Source organism: Photobacterium sp. DNB22_13_2 (genome assembly GCF_052873915.1).
In genome coordinates, this window is sequence record NZ_JBNNXU010000014.1 from 1 (window position 1) to 22,693 (window position 22,693).

Genomic DNA, 22,693 nt, shown 5'->3' on the forward strand with positions numbered 1-22,693 from the left:
CCTGATTCACGAAAACGTGTCACTAATCGTTGTACTTGGCGAACACTGAGAGAAAGGATACGAGCAGCATCGGAACGGCGAATGCGATGCTCGCAAACATCACGGATAGCACTCAGGCGTAAAATCTCTTTATCATTCATGGTTACCAACATCGCTAAGTTCATCTCACACAGACCAGACAGGGTCTGATCAACATAGGAAAAACAGGACATTTTCACTTTGTAGAAAAGAGACATTTTAGCTTTGTGGCTACACCCCCAGTGCGCATTATGTACCTTATGTTAAATAAGGTATCAATAACGGTATGTTCCAACTGGTATTGCTATCTATTGGTTTCCCCTTCTTTTCTCTGCTCACCATCAAAGGTTCGAAGTACTGTACAATTTAACAGTATTGGCAATTTACCATAAAATAGGTAATTAACACCTATTTTTAAGTACTGCTGCAAATGGTCAGTTTGCCTGGTACTTCAAAACATGGTGTTAATTACTAGGCTTGATTTTTCAAGCCTAAAGCAAAAACCCCGAGCTTGTTTAAGCTCGGGGTTTTAGTTCGTGTCTAGCGTTATTGTTTATTTGCTATCAGTAACTGATACTTTGCCAATATCTTATCAAGCTCGTTCGCAATAATCGGTTTGGCGATAAAGCTATTCATACCGGCTTCAGAGTAAGCCTCTTGATCTGATTTCATGACGTTGGCCGTTAACGCGATGATTGGAATGTCAGTGCCTCGGCCTCGCAATTCTTTCGTTGCACTGATTCCATCGAGCATTGGCATCGAGATATCCATCAAAATAATGTCGAACTTATTCATCCCGCTATCATCGATGTCTAACACTTCTTGGCCATTGTTGGCAATCATCACCTTATGGCCACGCTTTTCTAGCATGAGTTTTGCAACTAACTGGTTCGTTGGACTGTCTTCTGCCACCAAGATATTTAGCTTTGGTAAATGCTCAACTTCAACAACCGGTATTTCAGCTTCAGAGTCTTCAGCTTCAAGAATGTCTAATGGCAAAATTACAGTGAAGCAACTACCTATGCCCAACTTACTTTGCAGTTGGATTTCACCTTGCATTTTTTTAATCAGATGTAGGCTAATTGCTAAGCCCAAGCCAGTACCGCCATATTTTCGGGTAATACTGCCGTCAGCCTGTTTAAAAGGTTTAAACAATTGCTTCTGTGCTTCGGGTGAAATACCAATGCCCGTATCCGTTATTTTCAGGTATAGCTTGTTATGGCTCTGAGTAACATCGACTGATACCGAGCCCTCATTAGTAAACTTAATTGCGTTTCCAACAAGGTTAAACAACACCTGAGAAATTCGGTTTTTATCACCGATAATTTGCTCCGGGACTTCATCGTTGATATAGCTATAAAGCTTGATCCCTTTCTTTTGTGCTTGATCTTCCAACTGAGTAATAACCAAATCAATGCAGTCAAATAAGCACAGTTTGCTATTGAATAACTCAAAGCTTGTTGATTCAATCCGAGACAAGTCTAGTATGTCATTGATAATTGTCAGCAATAACTGTGCAGATTGATCCATCTGGTTTATCCAGCCTTGCTGCTTTATGTCCAATCCGGAATCACCCAGCATATCTAACAAGCCTAAAACTGCATTTAAGGGAGTACGAATTTCGTGACTCATCATCGCAAGAAATTCAGATTTTGCCTTGTTGGCGTCTTCGGCTTGGCGCTTCGCCTGCTTTATTTCTTCGATTTGTTGCTTACGACTGGTTATGTCTTTTGCGGTACCTCGGTAACCTAGCAACTGACCTTGCTTATTAAAATAAGGGGTACCGCTTAGGCTGATCCAAAGACCACCTTCGTCAGCAGGCAGCTGCCACTCTAAATCTTCAAATGAGATTTGATTTTCAAAAATGGCTTGTAACCGATCACGATATCTTTCAGCGTCACCAAATATGTCGAGGATACAATTACTATCGACGATATGGTTGGTCAGATTTGGAGAAGAAATATAAGTAAAACGGTATTCTGGGTCGACTTCCCAGAACCAGTCGCCAACTGTTTTTGCAAAATCTTTAAACCGCTGTTGGCTATGCGTCAGTTCTTGGGTACGTGCTGTAACTAACGACTGCAAACGTTCGCGATAATCAATATCAATGATTGCTCGTTCCAGAAGCGGTCGGAATCGCTCAAGTACCCTACGGCAATTTGGCGTAAACTGCCCTTTTTTCGAATGGAAAAAAAGCAACAGCGCATCACCAGAGCTTACCTTTACACCGGTAAGCAACACCGACTGACAGAACGGCACCATCTCAGGTGATAGTTCTTTAAATTCATAGACCTGGCTTGGATCATAGAGTGCAATACTGTCGCCATTCATTGAACGAATAAACGTATTACCAATAGGCCAAATACTTGACTCAAAGAAACGACAGGTCGTTACCAACTCTTGCAACTGTGCAGTTTCGTCTTCCCTTGTTAATACAAGCGCATGCTCAAAACCGATGTATTTGCGCAACACTGACAACAAACTATTGAATACCTGCCGCTTATTATTGGCACCGGCCATTGCTGCAATGCCGGCTAAAATCGCCGTGTTCTCTTCGCGTAATTGTTTTTCTCGCTCTCGTGTTCGTAATAAATCAAGCAATGTTTCTTGGAGCTTTTCAGATTCATAATTAACCATTGCTTAATCCTTGTGAAACAAAACTGCTGAAATCATCAAGTTACCATGGGCATTTTCGCCCCCGATAAATTGCCCTTGCTCACCGAAGGTAAATGGAGCGACAAAAGGTGCTGTTTGCATGGCACTTTTGACATACTGGGCCACTTCTTCCATCCGGTGCTGCACGCGGAGCATACAACCCGCACAATAAATGGTGATACCACCGATGGGATTTAGGTTTGCCTCATTAGCATAAATGTTACTTGCAGCATTAACTACCCGTCCGGCTCGGGTAATTAAGCGCTCCTCTGTACCTTGCATGAAATAGAGGGTCTCTCCTACTTCTACTTTGGCGAATAAGGTTACCCCCCCGCGCTCAGTGGTATTCAAAGGGTGAGCCAATTTGAAATATGGCAGTTCATGAACAACACCGGCAACGCGCCCCAAGGGATTTAAACTACTGTTATTAATAATACTTTCTGACTCGCCCAAAGATTGGTTCATCCAATCTTGATAAACCTCTATTGCCGGCTTACCATCAAGCTCAATAAGCTCCCTACCCTCGACTTTGGTAGCTTTGGCGGATTGGCCAGTACTGGCATAGCCAGAGTGGAACGAGTAACTGATATGACAAGATGGATAGATGACGCTTATCCCTACACCTTCTTGCGTGTACTGCTCTTGTGTGAAAATAGACCAATTGCCCTTAATATGATCATCAGCCGCACTCCCTCCGATGATTGGAACTGACGTGCAAAGTTCATCTTCGATTCCCTGAATGACTTCTTCTTCATGGCCCGGGCTGGCATGCAGTACGATAAGAGCAGGTAATTCTCCGGAACGGCCACTATTGGCAATCGCTTTTAACAAGGCTTGCCGAGCCATGTCATATTTTGAGTTATTTGTAGAAACAATAGCTGTTCCGTAGGCTCCATGAAAATCGGATATTGCCCAGAGTGCAACACCCCGACCATGATGGTATCCGCCTTCGGTCATTACTCCCTGACAAGATGTACACCCCAGAACTTGTGCATTTGGGAAGGCGACGACCAATGCTTCTTGGAAAGTGACAACGTCATATTTTTCTGAAAAGTAAACAAGGATCAGTTTGGGGTTGGCAAGCTTTGCTTGTAGTTGTTCGATGGCCTCTTGAATGGCATCAGATGCTATTGCCTGTGAAGAAAAGCTTGTTGCGATATCCATGGGGAATTTATCTATAGATTATTTTGATTTGTAACGTTACCCAAGTAACTTTAAGTAAAGCTGAGAGGAATACAAACCTATTGAAGTTACGTATGCATATTCTTACATGCATCACATGTAGTGTCTGCTTTTTTATTGTAATAAATTAAAGATCTGGATGTAATGTCCGTTAATGATAGGTATATACCTAGCTTTGTTAGGGTTCGTATTTGTAGCTGTAGAATGGTGAGGGAGCGATGGACAAAAAAGTGGTATTAGTGACGGGCGGCGCAAACGGGATTGGTAAAGGCATTGCGAATTATCTTTCTAAAAATATGTTGGTAATTGCCATTGATATTGATGAGAACGCTGGGTTCCAACTGGTTTCTGAAAACCCTCTCATTCGCTTTAGACAGCTTGATGTCACCAACGAGCAGCAACTTATTTCATTAATTGAAGAGATAACATCGCAGCACGGAAGGCTTGATGCTGTTATTAATAATGCTGCTATTTCAAATCCTTATAATGCCCCTTTAGATCAACTAGATATTAATGATTGGAATAAAGCTTTAGCCGTGAATCTAACGGCTCCTATGCTGATGGCAAAGCACACTTCGCTATTACTTAAGGATACAAATGGGTGCATTATCAATATTGCTTCTACCCGTGCATTACAGTCCGAGTCAAATACCGAAGCTTACAGTGCAACTAAAGGTGGTGTTGTTGCATTGACACACTCCTTAGCGACAAGCCTTAGCCCTGATGTTCGAGTGAACTGTATCTCTCCGGGGTGGATACATGTCTCTAAAGAGCAATTAAGCGAAACCGATCACTCACAACACCTTGCTGGCCGTGTCGGCAACGTTACAGATATTGCTTCAATGGTGGCATATTTGATTTCTGATGAAGCGGGGTTTATTACAGGTCAAAACATTGTCATCGATGGTGGTATGACAAAAAAAATGATTTACAGTGAATAGAACGACTCTGTTTATGCTGCCTACAAATATCAACATATTTGTTAATTAACCATAAATTGTAGGGTTTAGTAGATTAAACCCTACAATTTAAATTATTTCTGGCTAAGCTATTTATTTTGCTTGCTTTTTAACCGTGAAGCCAGCAATTATCTTTTCATCGCCTAGCATGATTGTTATTGCCCACTGCATTTCACTGTGCATACATTCAGGCACCGTAAATTTCCCTTCCCAGCCTTCTGATGTTCCTTCAAACGTTACAGGGATAACGCCCATATACATGTCTACCCCTTCAACCGACGCTTCAGGTTTAACATCTGTGTTATGAACTTGTATAGTTAGCTCTTGGTTCGCCGATGCAGGATAAGGTGATAAAGAGATATTTAACGATTTATTGCTCCGGTCATTAATACACTTTTCTGCTGTTAACTCGCAAGTTACTGCACTTATATTTTCACCCTCACTATTATCATAGGTAACTGTTCTCCATACAAATGCGGTAATCAATACGGCCATTAGAAAGAGAATTTGGATAAATCTGCCTTTGGTAAGTTTTTCTGCAGCCATGATTTCACGTGCTTCCCATGTTACAGAGGTCAAAGTTTTCACATAAATGTTGCTTAACCGTAAACATAGTGTGGGCTTGACCCTGTCAATCATTAGTTATCTAAAGTAGTATAAGGCACTGAAAATGCCACTTTTACAACAAAATAGCAATTTAATTACTGGGGTGTTTAAAAAAACAACACTGTAATTTTTGAAGCTTTGGGTGGCATTGCGACAACTTGTTGTTCGCACAAGGAAAAGAGTGTAGTTGAACAATTAAAATTGGAAGCATGCAACATGAGCCAAGTAAAGCAGCTTGAACAAAACTACAACTATACGGTCGTTCGTCAATTTACCTTAACTACCATATTATGGGGAATTGTCGGAATGGGCGTTGGTGTATTGATTGCCGCTCAGTTGGTGTGGCCGGCGTTAAACTTTGATACCCCTTGGTTGACATACAGCCGCTTGCGTCCACTGCATACAAACGCAGTGATTTTCGCATTCGGTACCAGTGCACTATTTGCTACGTCTTACTACGTAGTACAGCGTACGTGTCAAACAAGGCTCTTCGGTGGGAAGTTAGCATCGTTCACCTTCTGGGGTTGGCAAGCCATCATTTTATCCGCGGCAATTACATTGCCAATGGGTTGGACCACAGGTAAAGAATACGCAGAACTGGAATGGCCAATTGGTATTGCCATTGCTGTTGTCTGGGTTGCCTATGCCATTGTCTTCTTCGGGACCATGATCAAAAGAAACACGTCACATATTTATGTGGCTAACTGGTTCTTTGGTGCCTTCATTCTAACGGTAGCTGTACTTCATATCGTCAATAACCTCGCTATCCCTGTTTCTATGAGTAAGTCATATTCAATTTACTCTGGCGCAGTCGATGCAATGGTTCAGTGGTGGTATGGACACAATGCGGTAGGTTTCCTTCTTACTGCTGGCTTCTTAGGGATGATGTACTACTTCGTACCTAAACAAGCTGGTCGACCTGTTTATTCTTACCGTCTATCAATCGTCCACTTCTGGGCATTGATCTCTCTATACATTTGGGCTGGTCCTCACCACCTTCACTATACAGCACTACCCGATTGGACCCAGTCACTAGGGATGGTGATGTCATTGATCCTATTCGCACCATCTTGGGGTGGTATGATAAACGGTATCATGACGCTATCAGGTGCGTGGCATAAGCTTCGTTATGACCCAATCCTTCGTTTCTTAGTGGTTTCATTGTCTTTCTACGGTATGTCTACCTTCGAAGGCCCAATGATGGCGATTAAGACTGTCAATGCCCTATCTCACTATACTGACTGGACTATCGGTCACGTACATTCTGGTGCCTTAGGTTGGGTTGCAATGGTTTCTATCGGTGCGGTTTATCACCTAATTCCAAAACTGTTCGGCCAAGAGCGTATGTACTCAATTAAATTGATTAACGTTCACTTCTGGCTAGCGACAATTGGTACCGTTCTATATATCGTTGCTATGTGGATTTCAGGTGTGATGCAAGGTCTGATGTGGCGTGCGGTAAATACCGACGGTACGCTGACTTATAGCTTTGTTGAATCGCTACAAGCATCTTACCCATTCTACTTTGTTCGCTTTGTCGGTGGTTTAATCTTCCTGTCTGGTATGTTCTTACTTGCTTATAACACTTATAAGACCATTACCTCACCGAAAGAAAGTCTGAAAGCCGTAGAGCAACCAGCATAAGGAGTACCGACAATGGCAAAAAATCGTCATGAGATTGTAGAAAAAAATGTCGGCCTTCTAGCGATCCTCATTGTTATCGCTATTAGCTTCGGTGCATTGGTTGAAATTACCCCGTTGTTGTATCAAGACCAAACAACTGAACCGGTAGACAACCTTCGTCCGTATACAGCTTTAGAGATGGAAGGTCGTGATGTTTATATCCGAGAAGGCTGTAATGTCTGCCATAGCCAAATGATTCGTCCATTCCGCTCTGAAACCGAGCGTTATGGCCACTACTCATTGGCTGGTGAAAGTGTTTGGGAACACCCATTCCTATGGGGTTCAAAACGTACAGGCCCTGATCTAGCGCGCGTTGGTGGTCGATATTCTGACGACTGGCACCGTGTTCACCTTCGTGATCCTCGTGCTGTTGTTCCTGAATCCAACATGCCGGGCTTCCCTTGGTTAGAAGAAAACGTACTTGACGGTAAGTTAACTTCTAAGAAACTTGCAATCTTCAAGGATAACTTTGGTGTTCCATACACTGATGAGCAAGTCGCCAATGCGGGTGATGAAGTAAAAGGCAAGACTGAAATGGATGCGGTTATTGCATACCTTCAGTCTCTCGGTCACGCAATGAAATAAGGAGATACCATGGATATTGGAACCGTTCATAGCATTTGGACTGTTGTACTGTTCACTAGTTTTATCGGTATCGTCCTTTGGGCATACAGCAAGCGTCAGAAGTCACGTTTTGATGAAGCAGCGAACCTCGTTTTTGCTGACGAAGAAAATGATGTGGCAACCCGTGAGAATGACAGGAGCAAGGAAGCATGACTACGTTTTGGAGTCTATGGATAACAATCATCACCATTGGTACCTTTGTCGGCGTCTCTGCTCTGCTTGTTTGGTGTAGCAAAGACAAAATGGGTGTTGAAGAAGGTGAGGATATGGGACACGAATACGATGGTATTCGTGAACTCAATAACCCACTGCCAAAATGGTGGTCCTACATGTTTTGGGGCACCATTATTTTCGGCCTACTTTATCTAATCCTTTTCCCTGGTTTAGGTAGCTTCAAAGGTCTTCTAGGCTGGCAGAGCTCAAATCAAACCGTTCGTTCTATCGAGGAATCCAAGTTGGCGATTGCCAATGCCCAGAAAGAACAACGTTTGGACCAATATGCAAAAGAGTTGGATGATGCCCATGCGCGCTTTGGCGAGACATTCAAAACGTTGGCATACGATGCATCTGGTAACACCCTGCTTCCGATTACTCAAATCGCTGAGAGTGAAGAAGCTATCAAGGTCGGTCAACGCTTGTTCTTACAGAACTGTGCGCAGTGTCATGGCTCTGACGCCCGCGGCCAGCTTGGCTACCCTAGCCTAACAGATGGTGCTTGGTTGTATGGCGGTGAAGCTGAAACGATCAAGACAACTATTATGGAAGGCCGACAAGGTGTCATGCCAGGTTGGAATGAGACACTGGGCAAAGATGGCGTAACGGAAGTAACGAGCTATGTACTGAGCCTATCTGGTCGAAGTGTCAATGCTAAAGAAGCAGCGGCAGGTAAACAGAAGTTTGTAGTATGTGCGGCATGTCATGGTACGGATGGTAAAGGTAACCCAGCATTTGGTGCACCGGACCTAACGGACAATACATGGTTATACGGTGGTTCTCGTCGCGCTGTAGAAGCCACTATTGCACATGGTCGCCAAGGTGTGATGCCAGCATGGAAAGATATTCTTGGTGAAGAAAAAATCCAGGTTATTTCTGCGTATGTTTGGAATCTAAGTAACGACACGTCAGAGTAACAACTCAGACAACACTCAGTTACAATTTGTCCATTATTTTTGTACAAACATCTGAGACTTAACGACTAGCCCCTGTTATCTTCAGGGGCTAAATCCCTCTAAGTAACATAGGTATTCAATATGGGTAAACCTTGGTATAAGCAGTTCTGGCCATGGTTCGTTTTTGCCATTCCTGCTACTTCAATTGTCTATAGCCTGACCGCTGTCTATATCTTTTCTCAGAATAAAGTCGACCTTGTAGCGGAAGACTATTATAAAAAAGGTAAGGCGATTAACCTCGACCTATCCCGCCTACGAGTCGCTGATGCCTTAAATTTGAAAGCGAAACTCGCCGTAAATGACAATGACATCAATGTTTTTTTCAATAAAGGTGATCTAGCTAACTATCCTAATTTGCGTGTGACATTTACACACCGTACTCTAGCTAATAAAGATTTTACACAAATGGTGAGCGCCGATTTATCAGGGACCTATCGCTTCGAATCTTCACAAGTTTTAGATGGTCCATGGTTTGTAGAGCTAGAACCGTTTGATGGAGACTGGATGTTGCAAGGCCGTGTAAACCTTCCAACTTCCGACCCGATTTCGCTGTACGGGCAGATTAAGGAATGACGAAAGACTGTTACCACTGCGGCGATCCTGTTCCACAGGGTTGCCAGCATCATGTAGAAATACTTGGCAAAATACGTGACATGTGTTGTCCTGGCTGTGAAGCGGTAGCACAAACCATCGTTGATAGCGGCCTAACCTCTTATTACGAATATCGCACAGCACCGGCAGAAAAAGCCGATTTGGTACCGCAACAGCTGCAATCACTCTTGCTATATGACCATGATGAAATCCAGCAAGAGTTCGTTCGTGACAACGAAAATAGCAAAGAAGCATCACTATCACTCGACGGGGTCTCTTGCGCGGCCTGTGCCTGGTTAATAGAAAAACAAGTTATGCGCGAGCCTGGCGTCGTTTCTATTAGAGTCAATACGACGACTCACCGAGCTCTTTTAGCTTGGGATCCTGAAAGTGTAAAACTCAGTCACCTTTTAAGCGTTATCCACCGTTTAGGCTATAAAGCTGCCCCTTTTGAAGCTGATGCTCAAGAGCAGCAATATCACCGCACCATGAAAGGCTACCTATACCGTCTTGGCATTGCGGGTATTGCGACCATGCAAGTCATGATGCTAGCAGTAGCACTGTATTTTGAAATCTTCGGTGACTTAGATGCCGAGTTCAAAAACTACCTCCGCTGGGTGAGTTTGATCTTCGCCACTCCAGTTTTACTCTATTCTGCCCTGCCGTTTTATCTCAACGCCTGGCGTAATCTTCGCGCAAGAACACTCGGGATGGATGTCCCTGTCTCCATTGCCTTGTTGTTTGCCTATGTTGCTAGCCTCTATGCAACGGTAATGGAAAAAGGCGAAGTGTTCTTTGAATCAATTTCAATGTTCACTTTCTTCTTGCTGCTCGGCCGCTTTCTCGAAATGCGGGCACGCCGACAGGCTGCTGCTGCCAGTGCCAACCTGCTCAAGTTGGTACCCGCAATGGCAACAATGGATGATGGTTCACAAGTTGCAGCTAAGACACTAAAAGTTGGTGACGTTGTCACTGTGCTACCAGGTGAAAGCCTTCCTGCCGATGGCGAAATAGTAAAAGGCCAAACGGCAATTGATGAGTCCATGCTGACCGGTGAATCCATGCCAGTCACAAGAGCTACTGGCGATATGGTTTACGCGGGTACCATTAATGGCGATAGCAACATTACTTTGAAGGTCACCAAAGATCGCCAAAACTCTTTGATATCCAATATTGTTCGACTGCAAGACGAAGCACAGAGCTCGAAACCAAAGGTTGCAGAAGTTGCAGATATTGTTGCCCGCTATTTTGTTGCCGGTATTTTGGTTATCTCTGCGGCTACTTGGCTTTACTGGCATCAACACCGTCCGGAGGATGCCCTTTGGATCACGCTTGCCGTCTTGGTTGCGACCTGCCCTTGTGCACTGTCCCTTGCTACGCCAACTGCACTAACATGTTCAACCTCTAGCCTCGGGCGTCTAGGCATTTTGTTACGCCGTGGCCATGTGCTTGAAACATTATGCAATGTGAATCAACTTGTTATAGATAAAACAGGCACGCTGACCGAAGGTAATATTCGGCTAGTTAACACACAGACCTTCAACAACCATTCACAAGAACAAGCGTTGCAAATGGCGGCGGAACTTGAACGCTTTGCTAATCACCCCATCGCGCGGGCATTCTCTGTTTACCGTGATGAGGCACCACGGTTTGATGAGGTAGAAAATGTTATCGGCAGTGGTCTTAAAGGCTCTCTTGATGGCCAAGAGTGGCGGATTGGTAAAGCCGACTTTGTGCTAGACACTAACCCGAAAAAAGATCAATTGCTTGCTTCATGTGATAACCACTATCAAGTTTGGCTAAGCTGTAATAGTGAGCTTGTGGCGAGCTTTAAGTTGGATGACCCTATCCGAGAGGACAGCCCTGAACTCATTAAACAGTTTCAGGCAGAAGGTATTCAAGTCACTATGCTAACCGGTGACCATTCAGCATCAGCACAGGTGGTTGCCAATAAACTGGGCGTTGATAACCTTAAAGCAGGCGCCTCACCTGAAGGCAAGTTGGAATACCTTAGAAGCTTAGGTAAAGACAAAGTTGCCTTGATGATCGGTGATGGCGTTAACGATGCCCCTGTACTGGCTGGTGCACACCTTTCTGTTGCCATGGGTGGCGGTACTGATATAGCCAAATCCTCGGCGGATATGGTATTACTGGGTGATCAACTGTCCCGCATACTACGTGCTAGAAAACTGGCCCAGCAAACGCGAAAGATTATTCGTGAAAATCTGGCTTGGGCACTGGGATACAACTTGATCATTCTGCCGCTGGCAGTGGCAGGCTTTGTTGCCCCTTACATTGCAGTTGTGGGTATGTCTGGCAGTTCTATCATCGTTGTTTCAAATTCTTTAAGGTTATTAAAAGAAAATGGCTAGTCTTTACTTATTAATACCTATTGCGATTGTATTTGTATGCATCGCTGTCGGGATTTTCCTCTGGGCAGTTCGTACCGAACAGTTCGAAGATCTTGAGCGCCAAGGCTACGATATTCTTTTCGATGAAGATGAGTCAAAGTCGACCGAAGCCAAGGTTAAGCAGTCTGCAAGTGAAGTAAGTGATAGCCATGATAAGCGCTGACTTTTATGCAGCCTTCGTCATTGGTTTGATGGGGGCTGGCCATTGTTTAGGGATGTGTGGAGGCGTGTCTGCCGCTATTACTCTTGGTATACAAGCTAATCAACAGTCTTCCCGCTGGCCGTATTTAGTGTTATATAATTTTGGTCGAATCGCATCGTACATGATTGCTGGCGCGATTATAGGCGGCGCTTTTGCAAACCTAGCCAATTACGGCGGACAAGTAACAGCATTGGTATCTTTACGGTTGCTTGCTGCTATGATGATGATTTTACTCGCATTATACATCGGTCAATGGTGGCATGGTGTTAGTAAAATTGAAGTTATTGGTAAAGGGTTATGGCGTTACCTATCACCCGCAGCAAAAAAGCTGTTACCTTTACGTAGCCCTTTTGCCGCTATTCCCTTCGGAATGATCTGGGGGTGGCTACCCTGTGGTTTAGTGTATTCCACTTTGAGCTGGGCGGCAGTTGCGGGGAGTGCTACCTCGGGTGCAAGTGTAATGTTTGCATTCGGTTTAGGCACACTACCTGCTATGTTCGCAGTGGGCTCAATGGCAAACCAGTTACAAAAATGGCTTAAGAACCTCTACTTTAAAAGAGCGAGTGCCTTGCTGTTATTGGCCTACGGGGTTCATACTGGTTATATCGCAATCAAACAAATAATGTAGGCTTTTTTAATACTCGTCATAATGATTCATATTATGTTAAAATATTGACCTACATCAAATTGGTTAGACAGGCTTATGATATCAGACAAACTAACAACCAAACGTATCCAATCCGGCGGATGTGCGATCCATTGTCAAGATTGCAGCATCAGTCAGTTGTGTATTCCATTTACGTTGAATGAGTCTGAGCTAGATCAGCTAGATCAAATTATCGAGCGCAAGAAGCCCATTCAGAAAGGCCAAGAGCTATTCAAGGCCGGTGATGAGCTAAAGTCGTTATACGCAATTCGTTCGGGCACCATCAAAAGCTACACTATTACTGAGCAAGGTGATGAGCAGATTACTGCATTCCACCTGGCTGGTGACCTTGTAGGTTTTGACGCTATCACTGAAATGATGCACCCGAGCTTTGCACAATCTCTGGAAACATCAATGGTGTGTGAAATCCCATTTGAAATTCTAGATGATCTGTCAGGGAAAATGCCAAAACTTCGTCAGCAAATTATGCGTCTGATGAGTAATGAAATTAAAGGAGATCAGGAAATGATTTTACTGCTCTCCAAAAAGAATGCGGAAGAGCGCTTGGCTGCCTTCCTTTACAATTTGTCTCTACGCTTTTCACAGCGCGGCTTCTCTCCTCGTGAGTTCCGCCTAACAATGACACGTGGTGATATCGGTAACTACTTGGGTCTAACGGTAGAAACAATCAGCCGCTTACTAGGACGTTTCCAAAAATCTGAAATGCTGAGTGTAAAAGGTAAGTACATCACTATCCTTAACCACGAAGAGCTAGCAAAACTTGCGGGTGTAAACAAAAACACTCTCGCTTAAGAAAATCGTCTAAGTGAATGTTTATAAAAAGTGATACGCGAGCCGTATCACTTTTTTTATATTAATTTCCTACCGCCACTCCCCTATTTCTTCCCTTTACGTTACAGTTATTAGTACCCAAAGACGCTTTTTATGACACTACGTAGCAAGCTTCTGATTTGGGCTAAATTACTCTGAATGTTTCTCTGCCCAAAAGTGACAGATTGATATCATTCCTTTGAGGGAACAGAGACTGGTTTAGACGCCAACACGGTTTGTGTAAGGGGGCAGTTATGACCAAATACAGCAATATACTCGTTGTTGCCGATCCGGCTCAGGATCATCAACCAGCATTGTCTCGCGCTATACATCTTGCTCGTCGTTCCGACGATGTAAAAATCACCCTATTCCTCGCTATTTATGACTTTTCTTACGAGATGACTTCGATGCTCTCTGCAGATGAGCGGCAAGCCATGCGACGCGGTGTCGTTATGCAGCGTGAAGAGTGGCTCAAAGATATCATTCGTCCACATACTGACGACGGTTTCAACATACAGCTTACGGTTGTATGGCATAATCGCCCATATGAAGCCATCATAGCTGAAGTCTTTAGCAATCATCACGATTTGCTGATCAAGGCAACTCATGACCACGATAAAATTGGCTCTGTGATATTTACTCCAACAGATTGGCACTTGCTGCGTAAATGCCCTTGTCCAGTGTTGATGGTGAAGGATCATAGCTGGCCCGAAAACGGAAAAATCCTTGCTAGTGTTAATCTTGCCGCTGATGACGAAACCCATGAGCAGCTCAACGATTCCATTGTTGATGAAGCGAAAACAGTGGCTGATTTGCTCGGAGCGGAAGTTAACCTAGTCAATGCCTACCCTGCTACACCAGTAAATATTACGATTGAATTGCCAGAATTCGACCCTGCCTCATATACCGATGCGGTAAGGGGCCACCATTTAAAATCAATGAAAGCACTTCGACATAAGCACAGCCTTCCTGAAGAACAAACGCATGTGCTTGAAGGGTTACCGGAAGATATCATTCCTCAGGTTGCCGCAGACATCGATGCTGAGTTGGTGATCTTAGGCACAACGGGACGAACTGGACTATCCGCCGTATTTATTGGTAATACGGCGGAACACACAATCGATAGCTTAAATTGTGACTTACTGGCTTTGAAGCCTGATGGTTACGTCAGCCCTCTGAGCCCGAACCTGCCATAACTTACAGCTGTCACTAGGGTCACATGCATGAAAAAAGCCTCTTACGAGGCTTTTTTATTGAAAGTTTTGGAGGCGTTCGTTCTACCGCAACTCAATAGGCTGAACGGGTTGCACTTGATTACTAACTGGTTTCTCTTCAGCGTCAGCTAATTTTTTAAGTAAAGCCGTCAGATACAGTTCGTTGCGGATTTTATTACAGTAACCATGGCTGATATTTCTGCGATTCCACTCACTGGCAATAGCGACCCGCGTATGCGTAGCCTTCCGACCGAAGGCATAGGTCTCGCATATTTCAAGATTACTCATTTGTTGAGGCGTCTTCGTTACTGTACTACTGCGCATACCCAACTCCTGTGATTGCGAAGACGAGCAGCCTGCTAATACGGTCAAACTAAGTGCAACAAGTATTGTTTTGATAGGCAATGTACGGCGAATCATGTTCGGTATAAGCATAATATTGATTTATAATGATTTGTTGTCTTGCGCCATTATAACCGATTACGATTCACATCCTATCAATATTCAGTTTTGCCGTGACTCTCATACAAAGTTTCTTTTCAACATGCGAAAAGGGCCGATGCTTTCGCATCAGCCCTTCTAAAGGATTCGAGTCGGGGTGTTAGTCAGCAGTATTATAGTGATATTCAAATACTGAGTTGCTAGAGTCTTGTACTCGGGCATCGCCAACATGTCCTGCAGGCATAGAAGCATCACCTGAAGTGGTTAGCTGGGCTTCCAGTACACTCATTGTCGGTGTGCTCGCCTGCTTAATCAAATGAGCTGTCGGAGCTGTGCGCTCACCCGCCGTTGATAGGTGGTAATCCATTACGTCATTTGCCATAACTTGTGAAGACAGAACCAAAGCGCCGATGATAACGAAAGCTGATTTTTTCATAACCTACCTCTATGTGTATTATCAGTACCCTCTGTCCTTGAGAGTGTTGAGAAAGTTTCAGTGAGGTTTTTGAACTCCCCCACTTGATGTACACATTGTATGATTATGAATGCCTTAAACCCATGGCAATAATGGATTAGTGAAATACCAACAACGTATCTCTGAACGTTAGCTTAATGCGAATTTGCTATTTCAGGATTGACCATCAGGCCGAGTTAACTTAAGTTGCCTGATCTCTTTTTCAAGCCATTGATACTTTTCTGTGTTCCAATGCCGCTGATTATAGGCAATGACAATATCCATAATGTCACGTCTTGCTGTCTTCTCTTTCTCATCCATTTCGACAAACTGAAATTTATTATGATCGATGACCTGATAGAGTTCACGAGGAGCTATGAAAAGCATGTCTTCACTTTTCAGGGCCTGAAGAATGGGTATGGAGTGCTGACTACGGAAGGCTGGCTTTGCATTCAAATTCACATACTTTTTCACTAATTCCATTTGCTCATTAAAGCCCGGCACCACCATCCCTGCCCAACGATAATTATCGAGTTCTTCAATAGGAATTGATCGTTGCTCATCTACTAAACCCCGACGACAGATAAAACCAAACTGGCTCTTCGCTATGTTCTTTTGATAGATGGCTTTAGGGGTTAATAACGGTTGATAGGTGATAGCTAAATCACAACCACCATCTTGTAATTGCGACACCGTACTTGATCCGAAACTGTATAACTCGAGCTCAACTTTCGGGCAGTGGCGATTGAAAAGCCGGTAAATCTCAGTGCCGTAGCTCTCAATTAAAAAGCCATTAAGCGCTATTCGAAAATGCCCTTCCATCTCGGTAGGGTCAAACTCCCTACTTTCCAACGCTCTATCAAGTTGTGAATAGATACCTGGCAAAACGGCGGCCAGCTCTTCTGCACGTGGGGTTAATTTTAAACCACGGTTATGGCGAACAAACAGTTGGTCACCTAATGCTTCGCGTAATCGTGCTAATGCTCGACTCACCGCTGGTTGGCTGGTCTCTAGTTTATCGGCAGCACGGTGAGTATTAGGTTCCTCTAATAGAACAAGGAGCACTTTTAGTAAATTTAAATCAAGCTTGAGAATATTCATCGTCGTTACTCCACGTGCTTTATAACTTTCAAAGCTAATCCTTTGATAATAAATAAATACTTAAATAAGTAAAAGGCAATGATTAATTTTTCGACCATAAAAACTGCTTAATTTAAACAGGTACTGAGAGATAGTCTTGTTGATAGCCTTTTTTCGATCAAATCGAACCTAAACCTAAGCTGAAAGTTGCTAGAAAAGACTGTGCGCCATATTCAAAACCTACTCTCTTCCTATTAAAATACACCGTTTTGTAAATTAGACAGTGTTCACCCTTTCGAGAGTGAGCATATATCAAACAAGTGACATTGATACATATTTTTATCATGTATTCGACTGCATGACTTTAGGTGAGTAATGAAAAAAGCAATATTTTTAAGTATGGCCATTTTAACACTAGTTGGCTGTAACAGTGATGATGTCGATCCTCAAGCCAACGAGAGATATTGTGCTTCAGTCAAGCTATCTGATAGTCAATACAAAATAGATAAGATAAAGCCTGATTATCACAGAGAGAACTTGCCCCTAGCTGATGAGTATTGTGATAACTATAATAAGTATGTTTTTAATAAAATAGAGTCAGATGATGGTGAAGCTACCCTCGTCTACGATGCGCCGTATTTAATCTCTGATTTTGACGATGCCTTTTATACGGTTGGCTTATCAAAAGAAAATGGTACATCCCAAGAGATAAATGCTCTGATTGTTTCATCTGATTTTGATTTAGATAATTTAGATGCAAATATAAAGCTGTTAACTAATAATCCACTAAATAGCAATTATTTATATATTAATGCTAGCGTAAGAAACATAGTTGAAGTTTGTACTGAGACCAATTGCCAAGACATTAATTGGATAGATCCTGACTGGCGAGAGATTATAAAAATCATCGAGATTTTATCGCAGTTAGAGTCAAAAAATTTCCAATCAATTGATGATGTAATTTACTTTGATGAATACTTTTCTACATCATTAAACGCGCATGAATTATCTACTTTATATAATGAGATATCTTTTTAAGATTGTAAATAAATTCAAAAAGGCGACCATGTGGTCGCCTTTTTTTACATATGAGTTGATCAACGTTAAACGTTAGTCACGTCAATGAACATTGATTCATCAATATTACTTGATGACACTGTCGCCTCACTAAACGCGTATTCTTCTCTTTCACCTTCACGATCCAGTGGAAGATTAACGAAATCAAACAAGTTTTTATCAGCCAGTTGACTTGGGCTGACATTTTGAATTGATTTGAAAATGCTTTCAACGCGACCTGGTGACTTCTTATCCCAGTCAATCAGCATTGCCTTGATGTTCTGACGCTGCAAGTTCTCTTGCGAGCCGCATAGGTTACAAGGAATAATTGGGAATTCTTTATGCTCTGCGTATTTAATTAGATCTTTTTCACGACAATAAGTCAGTGGGCGAATAACGACATTTCTCCCATCGTCAGAGCGAAGTTTTGGTGGCATCGCCTTTAAGCGTGAACCATGGAACATGTTCAAGAACATTGTCTCTACGATGTCATCCATATGGTGACCAAGTGCAAGTTTAGTCGCGCCAATTTTTTCAGCAAAAGAGTACAACGTACCACGACGCAAGCGAGAGCATAGACCGCAAGTGGTTTTGCCTTCAGGGATCTTTTCTTTAACTACAGAGTAAGTATCTTTATCTACGATGTAGTAAGGAATATTGAGACTCTCAAAGTAATCCGGCAGGATATGGTCTGGAAAGCCAGGCTGCTTCTGGTCTAGGTTAACAGCAACAACATCAAACTTGATTGGCGCTGCTTTTTGAAGATTCAATAGGATATCTAACATCGCAAATGAATCTTTGCCACCACTTATACATGCCATTACAACATCATTTTCTTCAATCATGTTGTAATCAATAATGGCATTACCAACATTTCTTCTAAGGCGCTTATGAAGTTTGTTGAATTCAAGTGTTTCTTTTCTAGTATCTGTTTGATTCATTGCGATTTCTCACACTGCCGACAATGCCGACGGTTGATTTCCTGATTGGATTTTCGTAAGGCGAGGATTATACGGATTTTTCCAGTCAGTTGAAATATTTCTCTCTGACAAAAGAAAGCCACACCCATTGATGCGGCTTTCTCTAATCAGCTTTCCGTCTTAACGTGTTCTATTACTTAAACAAACCAATAAAGAACAGCTTAATGTAGTCAATCAGGCGACTGAACAAGCCGCCTTCTTCTACTGACTCCAGCGCAACCAGAGGCACCTCAGCAACATCTTCATCATCGACTTGGTAATAAATCTTGCCGACTATTTCCCCTTCGTTGATTGGTGCTGTGAGTTCAGACGTTAACTCAACTGTGGCCTTCATCTTGCTGACATCGCCACGCGATAGGGTTACGTAAGTATCTTCCATTGTGCCCAATGAGATAGTGTCTGTGTTACCCATCCACACTTTCTCATTGATCAGCTCATCACCTTGCTTGTGTGGTGAGACTGTCTGGAAGAAACGGAACCCGTAGTTCAGTAGTTGCTTACTTTCCGCTTCACGGGCTTTAGGACTACTCGAGCCCATCACAACCGAGATCAAACGCATGTCACCTTCGGTCGCAGAACTGGCTAGGCTGTAACCTGCACCGCTGGTATAACCTGTTTTCATGCCGTCTACGTTCATGCTTCGGTCAGCAAGTAGACCATTGCGGTTACGCTGAGTGATGTCATTGTAGGTAAACGAACGTTCACTGTAGATTGAATAAATATTAGGTAAATCATTAATCAATGCACGGCCTAACAGTGCTATATCGTAAGGCGTTGAGTAAAGCTTGTTGCTATCAAGACCGTGAGGATTTGAAAACGAACTGTTGTTCATATTGAGCTTTTTGGCCCATGAGTTCATCAGGCTAACAAACGCCCCTTCCGACCCTGCAACATGTTCGGCAATGGCCACACTAGCATCATTACCGGACTGAACAATCAAGCCTCGATATAAATCCATCATGTTCACTTCGGTATTCACCTCTATGAACATTTTTGATGAATCAGGGAAGTTGCGTGCCCAAGCATTGCGGCTGATCACTACAAGATCATCCTCGCTAATGTTGCCACTTTTCATTTCTTGACCGGCAACATAACTGGTCATCAATTTGGTTAGGCTTGCAGGGTTAAGTTGCTCATGGGCATTCTTCTCAACCAGTACCTGACCAGTATGGTAATCCATTAAGACATAACCATTGGCGCCGAGAACGGGAGCATCAGGGATAACTGTAGGTGCAGCAAAGGCTGAGGCCGAAAGACAAAGTGTCGCTGCAGCTAAAGTGCGAAAAGTGTGTTTCAGTTGTATAGTCATTTTTCTCGCCATAAATGGTGTTATAGGGGCAGTATATCGAACCCAAGAATGAAATCTTGTAAGCTTTACGAAGTCTTACGTTATTGTAAAATCCGTTACAACTGGGCATTTAAGTTGATGCATTTTCAACCAAAGATATAAAATTTCAAGCAAGATTTCCTGCTCAACTTCTCGTATTTCGATGCTGATCGCTTCTACTCGTCTATCTAATCCAGTATCAATGCATAGCACATGCATTAAAATACCGTTAAGATAAAGTAAAATAACATTTTCTCAGGCAGAGATGAGTCAACGTAAAGGAATGATAATGACTTTCTATGAAAAATTAGAACACCATAATAAAAAGATTTCTCGGCTTGAACACCTTGAAGCTATTTGCGGCTGGGATCAGGCTGCGGTGATGCCAGAAGGCGGTAACACAGCCCGCTCTGAAGCACTGGCCGAGCTCGCCGTGATTAAGCATGAGCTATCAACGGCCCCTTATCTTTCTGATTGGTTTGAGCAAGCAGATAACGAACAGTTAGATACAGAAAAAACCACAAGCCTTCATGAAATGAAACGTAGCTGGCAGCAAGCCAATGTTGTCCCTGCAGAGCTGGTAGAGAAAAAGTCACTCTCCTGCTCAAAATGCGAGCATGCATGGCGAACACAGCGTGAAAGAAACGACTGGCAAGGTTTTAGTCACAACCTAAAAGAAGTGGTTGAGCTAACGAGACAAGAAGCACAAATCCGTGCAGAAGCAACAGGTTTAAGCCGCTATGATGCCCTGCTCGACTTGTACGAGCCGGGAATGACAACCCGCGAGCTTGATGAGTTATTCAGTGATGTCAAAAGCTGGCTGCCTGAACTAATTAGCCAGATCATGGATCGCCAAAGCCAAGATATCAGTATACAGCCTGTCGGTCCGTTTCCTGTTGAACAGCAGCAAGATTTAAGCCGTGCATTAATGACTAAGCTTGGCTTTGATTTTAACCATGGTCGACTTGATAAGAGTGTTCATCCCTTCTGTGGCGGTGTACCGACGGACGTGCGTATCACCACTCGCTACGATGAAGCTGACTTTACGTCAGCATTAATGGGGGTGATCCATGAAACGGGCCATGCTCGTTATGAGCAGGGCTTACCTGAAAAGTGGGCTGGATTACCGGTTGGTAAAGCGCGATCAATGGGTATTCACGAATCTCAAAGCCTATTTTTTGAAATGCAGCTATCAAGAAACGAATTGTTCATCGATACCTTGGCGCCGATGGCGGCAGAAACATTCCAACGAAGTGATGACCCAGCCTTATCGGCTGAAAACCTTACTTTGCTAAATACCCGAGTTAAACCAGGATACATTCGTGTCGATGCTGACGAGGCAACGTATCCAGCACACGTTATTCTGCGTTATGAAATCGAACGGGATTTGGTTGAGGGCAAAATTGAAGTCGAAGATATCCCTGAGTTATGGGACAAGAAAATGTCTGAGTATCTGGGTATTTCAGCCAAAGGGAACTTCACCGATGGTTGTATGCAGGACATTCATTGGACTTTTGGTGCCTTTGGTTATTTTCCATCCTACACCTTAGGTGCGATGTATGCAGCCCAGTTTATGGCGGCGATAAACAAAGAGATGAATGTTGATAACCTTGTGCGTGAGCGTAACTTGCAACCTATCTTTAACTGGCTAGATCGCCATGTTTGGAAACGTGCTTCAACGGTTTCAACCGATCAATTATTGATTGATGCCACTGGCGAAAGGCTTAATGCCCAGTTCTTCAAACATCACTTAGAACAACGTTATTTGAAGTAAGTTCAACACTAAACAGCAAAGCCGCTAATAATTAGCGGCTTTCTTCAAAAAGGTAATCTGTGCTCTTGTGGTGGTAAGCTGCGATGATGCGTACTTTAATTGTGCTTCTAGCCTATCGTAGTCTAATTTGGCGTGCTTTATCCCTTGTAGCCTCTCAAGCGATTTTACCTCTCGATAAAATGAAGTACTCATAAGAACCTTATATTCTGCAACTTTTAGGCTCACGCTTAGCTCTTCAATTTGCAGTTTCCAATCGTTAGCCTCAATTTTTAGGTGCTGCAAGGTATTTTTAATTCCGCTCGATGATGCTTCTGACATGCTGTTCATAATGTACATAACTGTTCTCAACGCTGACTGATGGCTATAGATTAACAGTACAAAAAAGCATCACTTACCATTTTCCGCCACTCCCTGATTTCATCATTCGCCTTAATCTTCATATAGCTTCAAGTAACTTGGGTATATACTCATCAAAGCATAATCACTGTCGGAGGTATGCCATGAAATACTCAGCGGGAGATTTGAACTACAAAGGTGAAGAATCTGGCGTCCACAATTGGATCACCGAGCAAGGAAAAAGCTTTTATTGGCACCCAGATTGGCTTCATATTGCAGAAGACCAAACAGGCATGCATGGTAAACAACAGCTGGAGATATCTGAGAATGAAAAAGGCACCAAAGATCATGCGGTTCTTGCGATCTTGAAGCACCTTAATAACTGGATGGTAGATGAAATAGACAAACACCCTGAAGTTAAAAATCAGCCCAAGTTATAACACTCAATACAGCT

Annotated in this window: 24 protein-coding genes; 14 read left to right on the forward strand and 10 right to left on the reverse strand. The window is 43.2% G+C overall.

All coding sequences use genetic code 11. The features are described 5' to 3' along the window. The 3 genes from ACVA58_RS18490 to ACVA58_RS18500 form a co-directional block, all read right to left on the reverse strand. Positions 1-236, reverse strand: a 236-nt coding sequence (locus tag ACVA58_RS18490; RefSeq protein ID WP_446511840.1) for a helix-turn-helix domain-containing protein, incomplete at its 3' end; no start/stop codon positions are given. Between the two features lie 328 nt (positions 237-564). After that, positions 565-2,655, reverse strand: a complete 2,091-nt coding sequence (locus tag ACVA58_RS18495; protein ID WP_446511841.1) for an ATP-binding protein — start codon at positions 2,653-2,655, stop codon at positions 565-567. 3 nt (positions 2,656-2,658) lie between these two features. Then, a complete protein-coding gene (locus ACVA58_RS18500; protein ID WP_446511842.1) occupies positions 2,659-3,837 on the reverse strand; it encodes an FIST signal transduction protein in 1,179 nt (392 codons plus the stop codon). Positions 3,838-4,073: 236 nt separating this feature from the next. Between ACVA58_RS18500 and ACVA58_RS18505 the strand changes: the two genes are divergently transcribed. Continuing rightward, positions 4,074-4,796 carry an SDR family oxidoreductase gene (locus tag ACVA58_RS18505; protein WP_446511843.1) on the forward strand — a complete coding sequence of 241 codons (723 nt, stop codon included), beginning with the start codon at positions 4,074-4,076 and terminating at the stop codon, positions 4,794-4,796. A 111-nt stretch (positions 4,797-4,907) separates the two neighbouring features. Here ACVA58_RS18505 and ACVA58_RS18510 read toward each other — a convergent pair whose 3' ends face one another. Then, a complete protein-coding gene (locus ACVA58_RS18510) occupies positions 4,908-5,402 on the reverse strand; it encodes a hypothetical protein (RefSeq protein WP_446511844.1) in 495 nt (164 codons plus the stop codon). 234 nt (positions 5,403-5,636) lie between these two features. On the opposite strand from ACVA58_RS18510, the gene ccoN reads away from it, so the two are divergent. The 10 genes from ccoN to uspE all read left to right on the forward strand — a co-directional run bounded on the left by ccoN (position 5,637) and on the right by uspE (position 14,773). Continuing rightward, positions 5,637-7,064, forward strand: coding sequence for a cytochrome-c oxidase, cbb3-type subunit I (ccoN, locus tag ACVA58_RS18515; RefSeq protein WP_446511845.1), 1,428 nt, complete (start codon positions 5,637-5,639; stop codon positions 7,062-7,064). Between the two features lie 12 nt (positions 7,065-7,076). Next, the gene (gene ccoO, locus ACVA58_RS18520) at positions 7,077-7,688 is read left to right on the forward strand and encodes a cytochrome-c oxidase, cbb3-type subunit II (RefSeq protein WP_446511846.1); all 612 of its coding nucleotides are present in this window, start codon (positions 7,077-7,079) and stop codon (positions 7,686-7,688) included. A 9-nt stretch (positions 7,689-7,697) separates the two neighbouring features. Beyond that, a complete protein-coding gene (locus ACVA58_RS18525; protein WP_428652385.1) occupies positions 7,698-7,880 on the forward strand; it encodes a cbb3-type cytochrome oxidase subunit 3 in 183 nt (60 codons plus the stop codon). Continuing rightward, complete coding sequence (gene ccoP, locus ACVA58_RS18530; protein ID WP_446511847.1) at positions 7,877-8,857, forward strand: cytochrome-c oxidase, cbb3-type subunit III; 981 nt, start codon at positions 7,877-7,879, stop codon at positions 8,855-8,857. The genes ACVA58_RS18525 and ccoP overlap by 4 nt, the downstream gene beginning before the upstream one ends. A gap of 120 nt (positions 8,858-8,977) precedes the next feature. Then, positions 8,978-9,469, forward strand: a complete 492-nt coding sequence (locus ACVA58_RS18535) for a FixH family protein (protein WP_446511848.1) — start codon at positions 8,978-8,980, stop codon at positions 9,467-9,469. Next, positions 9,466-11,859: a heavy metal translocating P-type ATPase gene (locus ACVA58_RS18540; protein WP_446511849.1), complete on the forward strand. Its 2,394-nt coding sequence runs from the start codon at positions 9,466-9,468 to the stop codon at positions 11,857-11,859. Before ACVA58_RS18535 ends, ACVA58_RS18540 begins: the two co-directional genes overlap by 4 nt. After that, positions 11,852-12,061, forward strand: coding sequence for a cbb3-type cytochrome oxidase assembly protein CcoS (ccoS, locus tag ACVA58_RS18545; RefSeq protein ID WP_446511850.1), 210 nt, complete (start codon positions 11,852-11,854; stop codon positions 12,059-12,061). Before ACVA58_RS18540 ends, ccoS begins: the two co-directional genes overlap by 8 nt. After that, the gene (locus tag ACVA58_RS18550) at positions 12,051-12,728 is read left to right on the forward strand and encodes a sulfite exporter TauE/SafE family protein (RefSeq protein ID WP_446511963.1); all 678 of its coding nucleotides are present in this window, start codon (positions 12,051-12,053) and stop codon (positions 12,726-12,728) included. The genes ccoS and ACVA58_RS18550 overlap by 11 nt, the downstream gene beginning before the upstream one ends. 75 nt (positions 12,729-12,803) lie before the next feature. Then, a complete protein-coding gene (locus ACVA58_RS18555) occupies positions 12,804-13,559 on the forward strand; it encodes an FNR family transcription factor (protein ID WP_446511851.1) in 756 nt (251 codons plus the stop codon). Positions 13,560-13,831: 272 nt separating this feature from the next. After that, complete coding sequence (gene uspE, locus ACVA58_RS18560; protein WP_446511852.1) at positions 13,832-14,773, forward strand: universal stress protein UspE; 942 nt, start codon at positions 13,832-13,834, stop codon at positions 14,771-14,773. A gap of 81 nt (positions 14,774-14,854) precedes the next feature. On the opposite strand, the gene ACVA58_RS18565 is transcribed toward uspE, so the two are convergent. The 3 genes from ACVA58_RS18565 to ACVA58_RS18575 form a co-directional block, all read right to left on the reverse strand. Then, entirely contained in the window at positions 14,855-15,115 is a 261-nt protein-coding gene (locus ACVA58_RS18565) for a hypothetical protein (protein WP_446511853.1), read from the reverse strand. Positions 15,116-15,392: 277 nt separating this feature from the next. Then, entirely contained in the window at positions 15,393-15,668 is a 276-nt protein-coding gene (locus ACVA58_RS18570) for a hypothetical protein (protein ID WP_446511854.1), read from the reverse strand. 192 nt (positions 15,669-15,860) lie between these two features. Next, complete coding sequence (locus ACVA58_RS18575; protein WP_446511855.1) at positions 15,861-16,787, reverse strand: LysR family transcriptional regulator; 927 nt, start codon at positions 16,785-16,787, stop codon at positions 15,861-15,863. A 354-nt stretch (positions 16,788-17,141) separates the two neighbouring features. On the opposite strand from ACVA58_RS18575, the gene ACVA58_RS18580 reads away from it, so the two are divergent. Next, positions 17,142-17,804 carry a hypothetical protein gene (locus ACVA58_RS18580; protein WP_446511856.1) on the forward strand — a complete coding sequence of 221 codons (663 nt, stop codon included), beginning with the start codon at positions 17,142-17,144 and terminating at the stop codon, positions 17,802-17,804. 65 nt (positions 17,805-17,869) lie between these two features. Here ACVA58_RS18580 and ttcA read toward each other — a convergent pair whose 3' ends face one another. Both ttcA and ACVA58_RS18590 read right to left on the reverse strand, forming a co-directional pair. Then, complete coding sequence (gene ttcA, locus ACVA58_RS18585) at positions 17,870-18,763, reverse strand: tRNA 2-thiocytidine(32) synthetase TtcA (RefSeq protein ID WP_446511857.1); 894 nt, start codon at positions 18,761-18,763, stop codon at positions 17,870-17,872. A gap of 172 nt (positions 18,764-18,935) precedes the next feature. Beyond that, positions 18,936-20,111, reverse strand: coding sequence for a serine hydrolase (locus ACVA58_RS18590; RefSeq protein WP_446511858.1), 1,176 nt, complete (start codon positions 20,109-20,111; stop codon positions 18,936-18,938). A 307-nt stretch (positions 20,112-20,418) separates the two neighbouring features. Between ACVA58_RS18590 and ACVA58_RS18595 the strand changes: the two genes are divergently transcribed. Next, on the forward strand, positions 20,419-21,903 hold the full coding sequence (locus tag ACVA58_RS18595; RefSeq protein WP_446511859.1) for a carboxypeptidase M32: 1,485 nt from the start codon (positions 20,419-20,421) through the stop codon (positions 21,901-21,903). A gap of 24 nt (positions 21,904-21,927) precedes the next feature. Here ACVA58_RS18595 and ACVA58_RS18600 read toward each other — a convergent pair whose 3' ends face one another. Next, the gene (locus ACVA58_RS18600; protein ID WP_446511860.1) at positions 21,928-22,221 is read right to left on the reverse strand and encodes a hypothetical protein; all 294 of its coding nucleotides are present in this window, start codon (positions 22,219-22,221) and stop codon (positions 21,928-21,930) included. Between the two features lie 182 nt (positions 22,222-22,403). On the opposite strand from ACVA58_RS18600, the gene ACVA58_RS18605 reads away from it, so the two are divergent. Next, positions 22,404-22,679, forward strand: coding sequence for a hypothetical protein (locus ACVA58_RS18605; RefSeq protein ID WP_446511861.1), 276 nt, complete (start codon positions 22,404-22,406; stop codon positions 22,677-22,679). Positions 22,680-22,693: the final 14 nt, after the last annotated feature.

What these genes read in the sequence shown, in the direction of transcription:
- ACVA58_RS18495 (WP_446511841.1), bottom strand. Translation starts at nt 2,655, where the DNA reads ATGGTTAATTATGAATCTGAAAAGCTCCAAGAAACATTGCTTGATTTA.
- ACVA58_RS18500 (WP_446511842.1), bottom strand. Translation starts at nt 3,837, where the DNA reads ATGGATATCGCAACAAGCTTTTCTTCACAGGCAATAGCATCTGATGCC.
- ACVA58_RS18505 (WP_446511843.1), top strand. Translation starts at nt 4,074, where the DNA reads ATGGACAAAAAAGTGGTATTAGTGACGGGCGGCGCAAACGGGATTGGT.
- ccoN (WP_446511845.1), top strand. Translation starts at nt 5,637, where the DNA reads ATGAGCCAAGTAAAGCAGCTTGAACAAAACTACAACTATACGGTCGTT.
- ccoO (WP_446511846.1), top strand. Translation starts at nt 7,077, where the DNA reads ATGGCAAAAAATCGTCATGAGATTGTAGAAAAAAATGTCGGCCTTCTA.
- ACVA58_RS18525 (WP_428652385.1), top strand. Translation starts at nt 7,698, where the DNA reads ATGGATATTGGAACCGTTCATAGCATTTGGACTGTTGTACTGTTCACT.
- ccoP (WP_446511847.1), top strand. Translation starts at nt 7,877, where the DNA reads ATGACTACGTTTTGGAGTCTATGGATAACAATCATCACCATTGGTACC.
- ACVA58_RS18535 (WP_446511848.1), top strand. Translation starts at nt 8,978, where the DNA reads ATGGGTAAACCTTGGTATAAGCAGTTCTGGCCATGGTTCGTTTTTGCC.
- ACVA58_RS18540 (WP_446511849.1), top strand. Translation starts at nt 9,466, where the DNA reads ATGACGAAAGACTGTTACCACTGCGGCGATCCTGTTCCACAGGGTTGC.
- ccoS (WP_446511850.1), top strand. Translation starts at nt 11,852, where the DNA reads ATGGCTAGTCTTTACTTATTAATACCTATTGCGATTGTATTTGTATGC.
- ACVA58_RS18555 (WP_446511851.1), top strand. Translation starts at nt 12,804, where the DNA reads ATGATATCAGACAAACTAACAACCAAACGTATCCAATCCGGCGGATGT.
- uspE (WP_446511852.1), top strand. Translation starts at nt 13,832, where the DNA reads ATGACCAAATACAGCAATATACTCGTTGTTGCCGATCCGGCTCAGGAT.
- ACVA58_RS18565 (WP_446511853.1), bottom strand. Translation starts at nt 15,115, where the DNA reads ATGCGCAGTAGTACAGTAACGAAGACGCCTCAACAAATGAGTAATCTT.
- ACVA58_RS18570 (WP_446511854.1), bottom strand. Translation starts at nt 15,668, where the DNA reads ATGAAAAAATCAGCTTTCGTTATCATCGGCGCTTTGGTTCTGTCTTCA.
- ACVA58_RS18575 (WP_446511855.1), bottom strand. Translation starts at nt 16,787, where the DNA reads ATGAATATTCTCAAGCTTGATTTAAATTTACTAAAAGTGCTCCTTGTT.
- ACVA58_RS18580 (WP_446511856.1), top strand. Translation starts at nt 17,142, where the DNA reads ATGAAAAAAGCAATATTTTTAAGTATGGCCATTTTAACACTAGTTGGC.
- ttcA (WP_446511857.1), bottom strand. Translation starts at nt 18,763, where the DNA reads ATGAATCAAACAGATACTAGAAAAGAAACACTTGAATTCAACAAACTT.
- ACVA58_RS18590 (WP_446511858.1), bottom strand. Translation starts at nt 20,111, where the DNA reads ATGACTATACAACTGAAACACACTTTTCGCACTTTAGCTGCAGCGACA.
- ACVA58_RS18595 (WP_446511859.1), top strand. Translation starts at nt 20,419, where the DNA reads ATGACTTTCTATGAAAAATTAGAACACCATAATAAAAAGATTTCTCGG.
- ACVA58_RS18600 (WP_446511860.1), bottom strand. Translation starts at nt 22,221, where the DNA reads ATGTCAGAAGCATCATCGAGCGGAATTAAAAATACCTTGCAGCACCTA.
- ACVA58_RS18605 (WP_446511861.1), top strand. Translation starts at nt 22,404, where the DNA reads ATGAAATACTCAGCGGGAGATTTGAACTACAAAGGTGAAGAATCTGGC.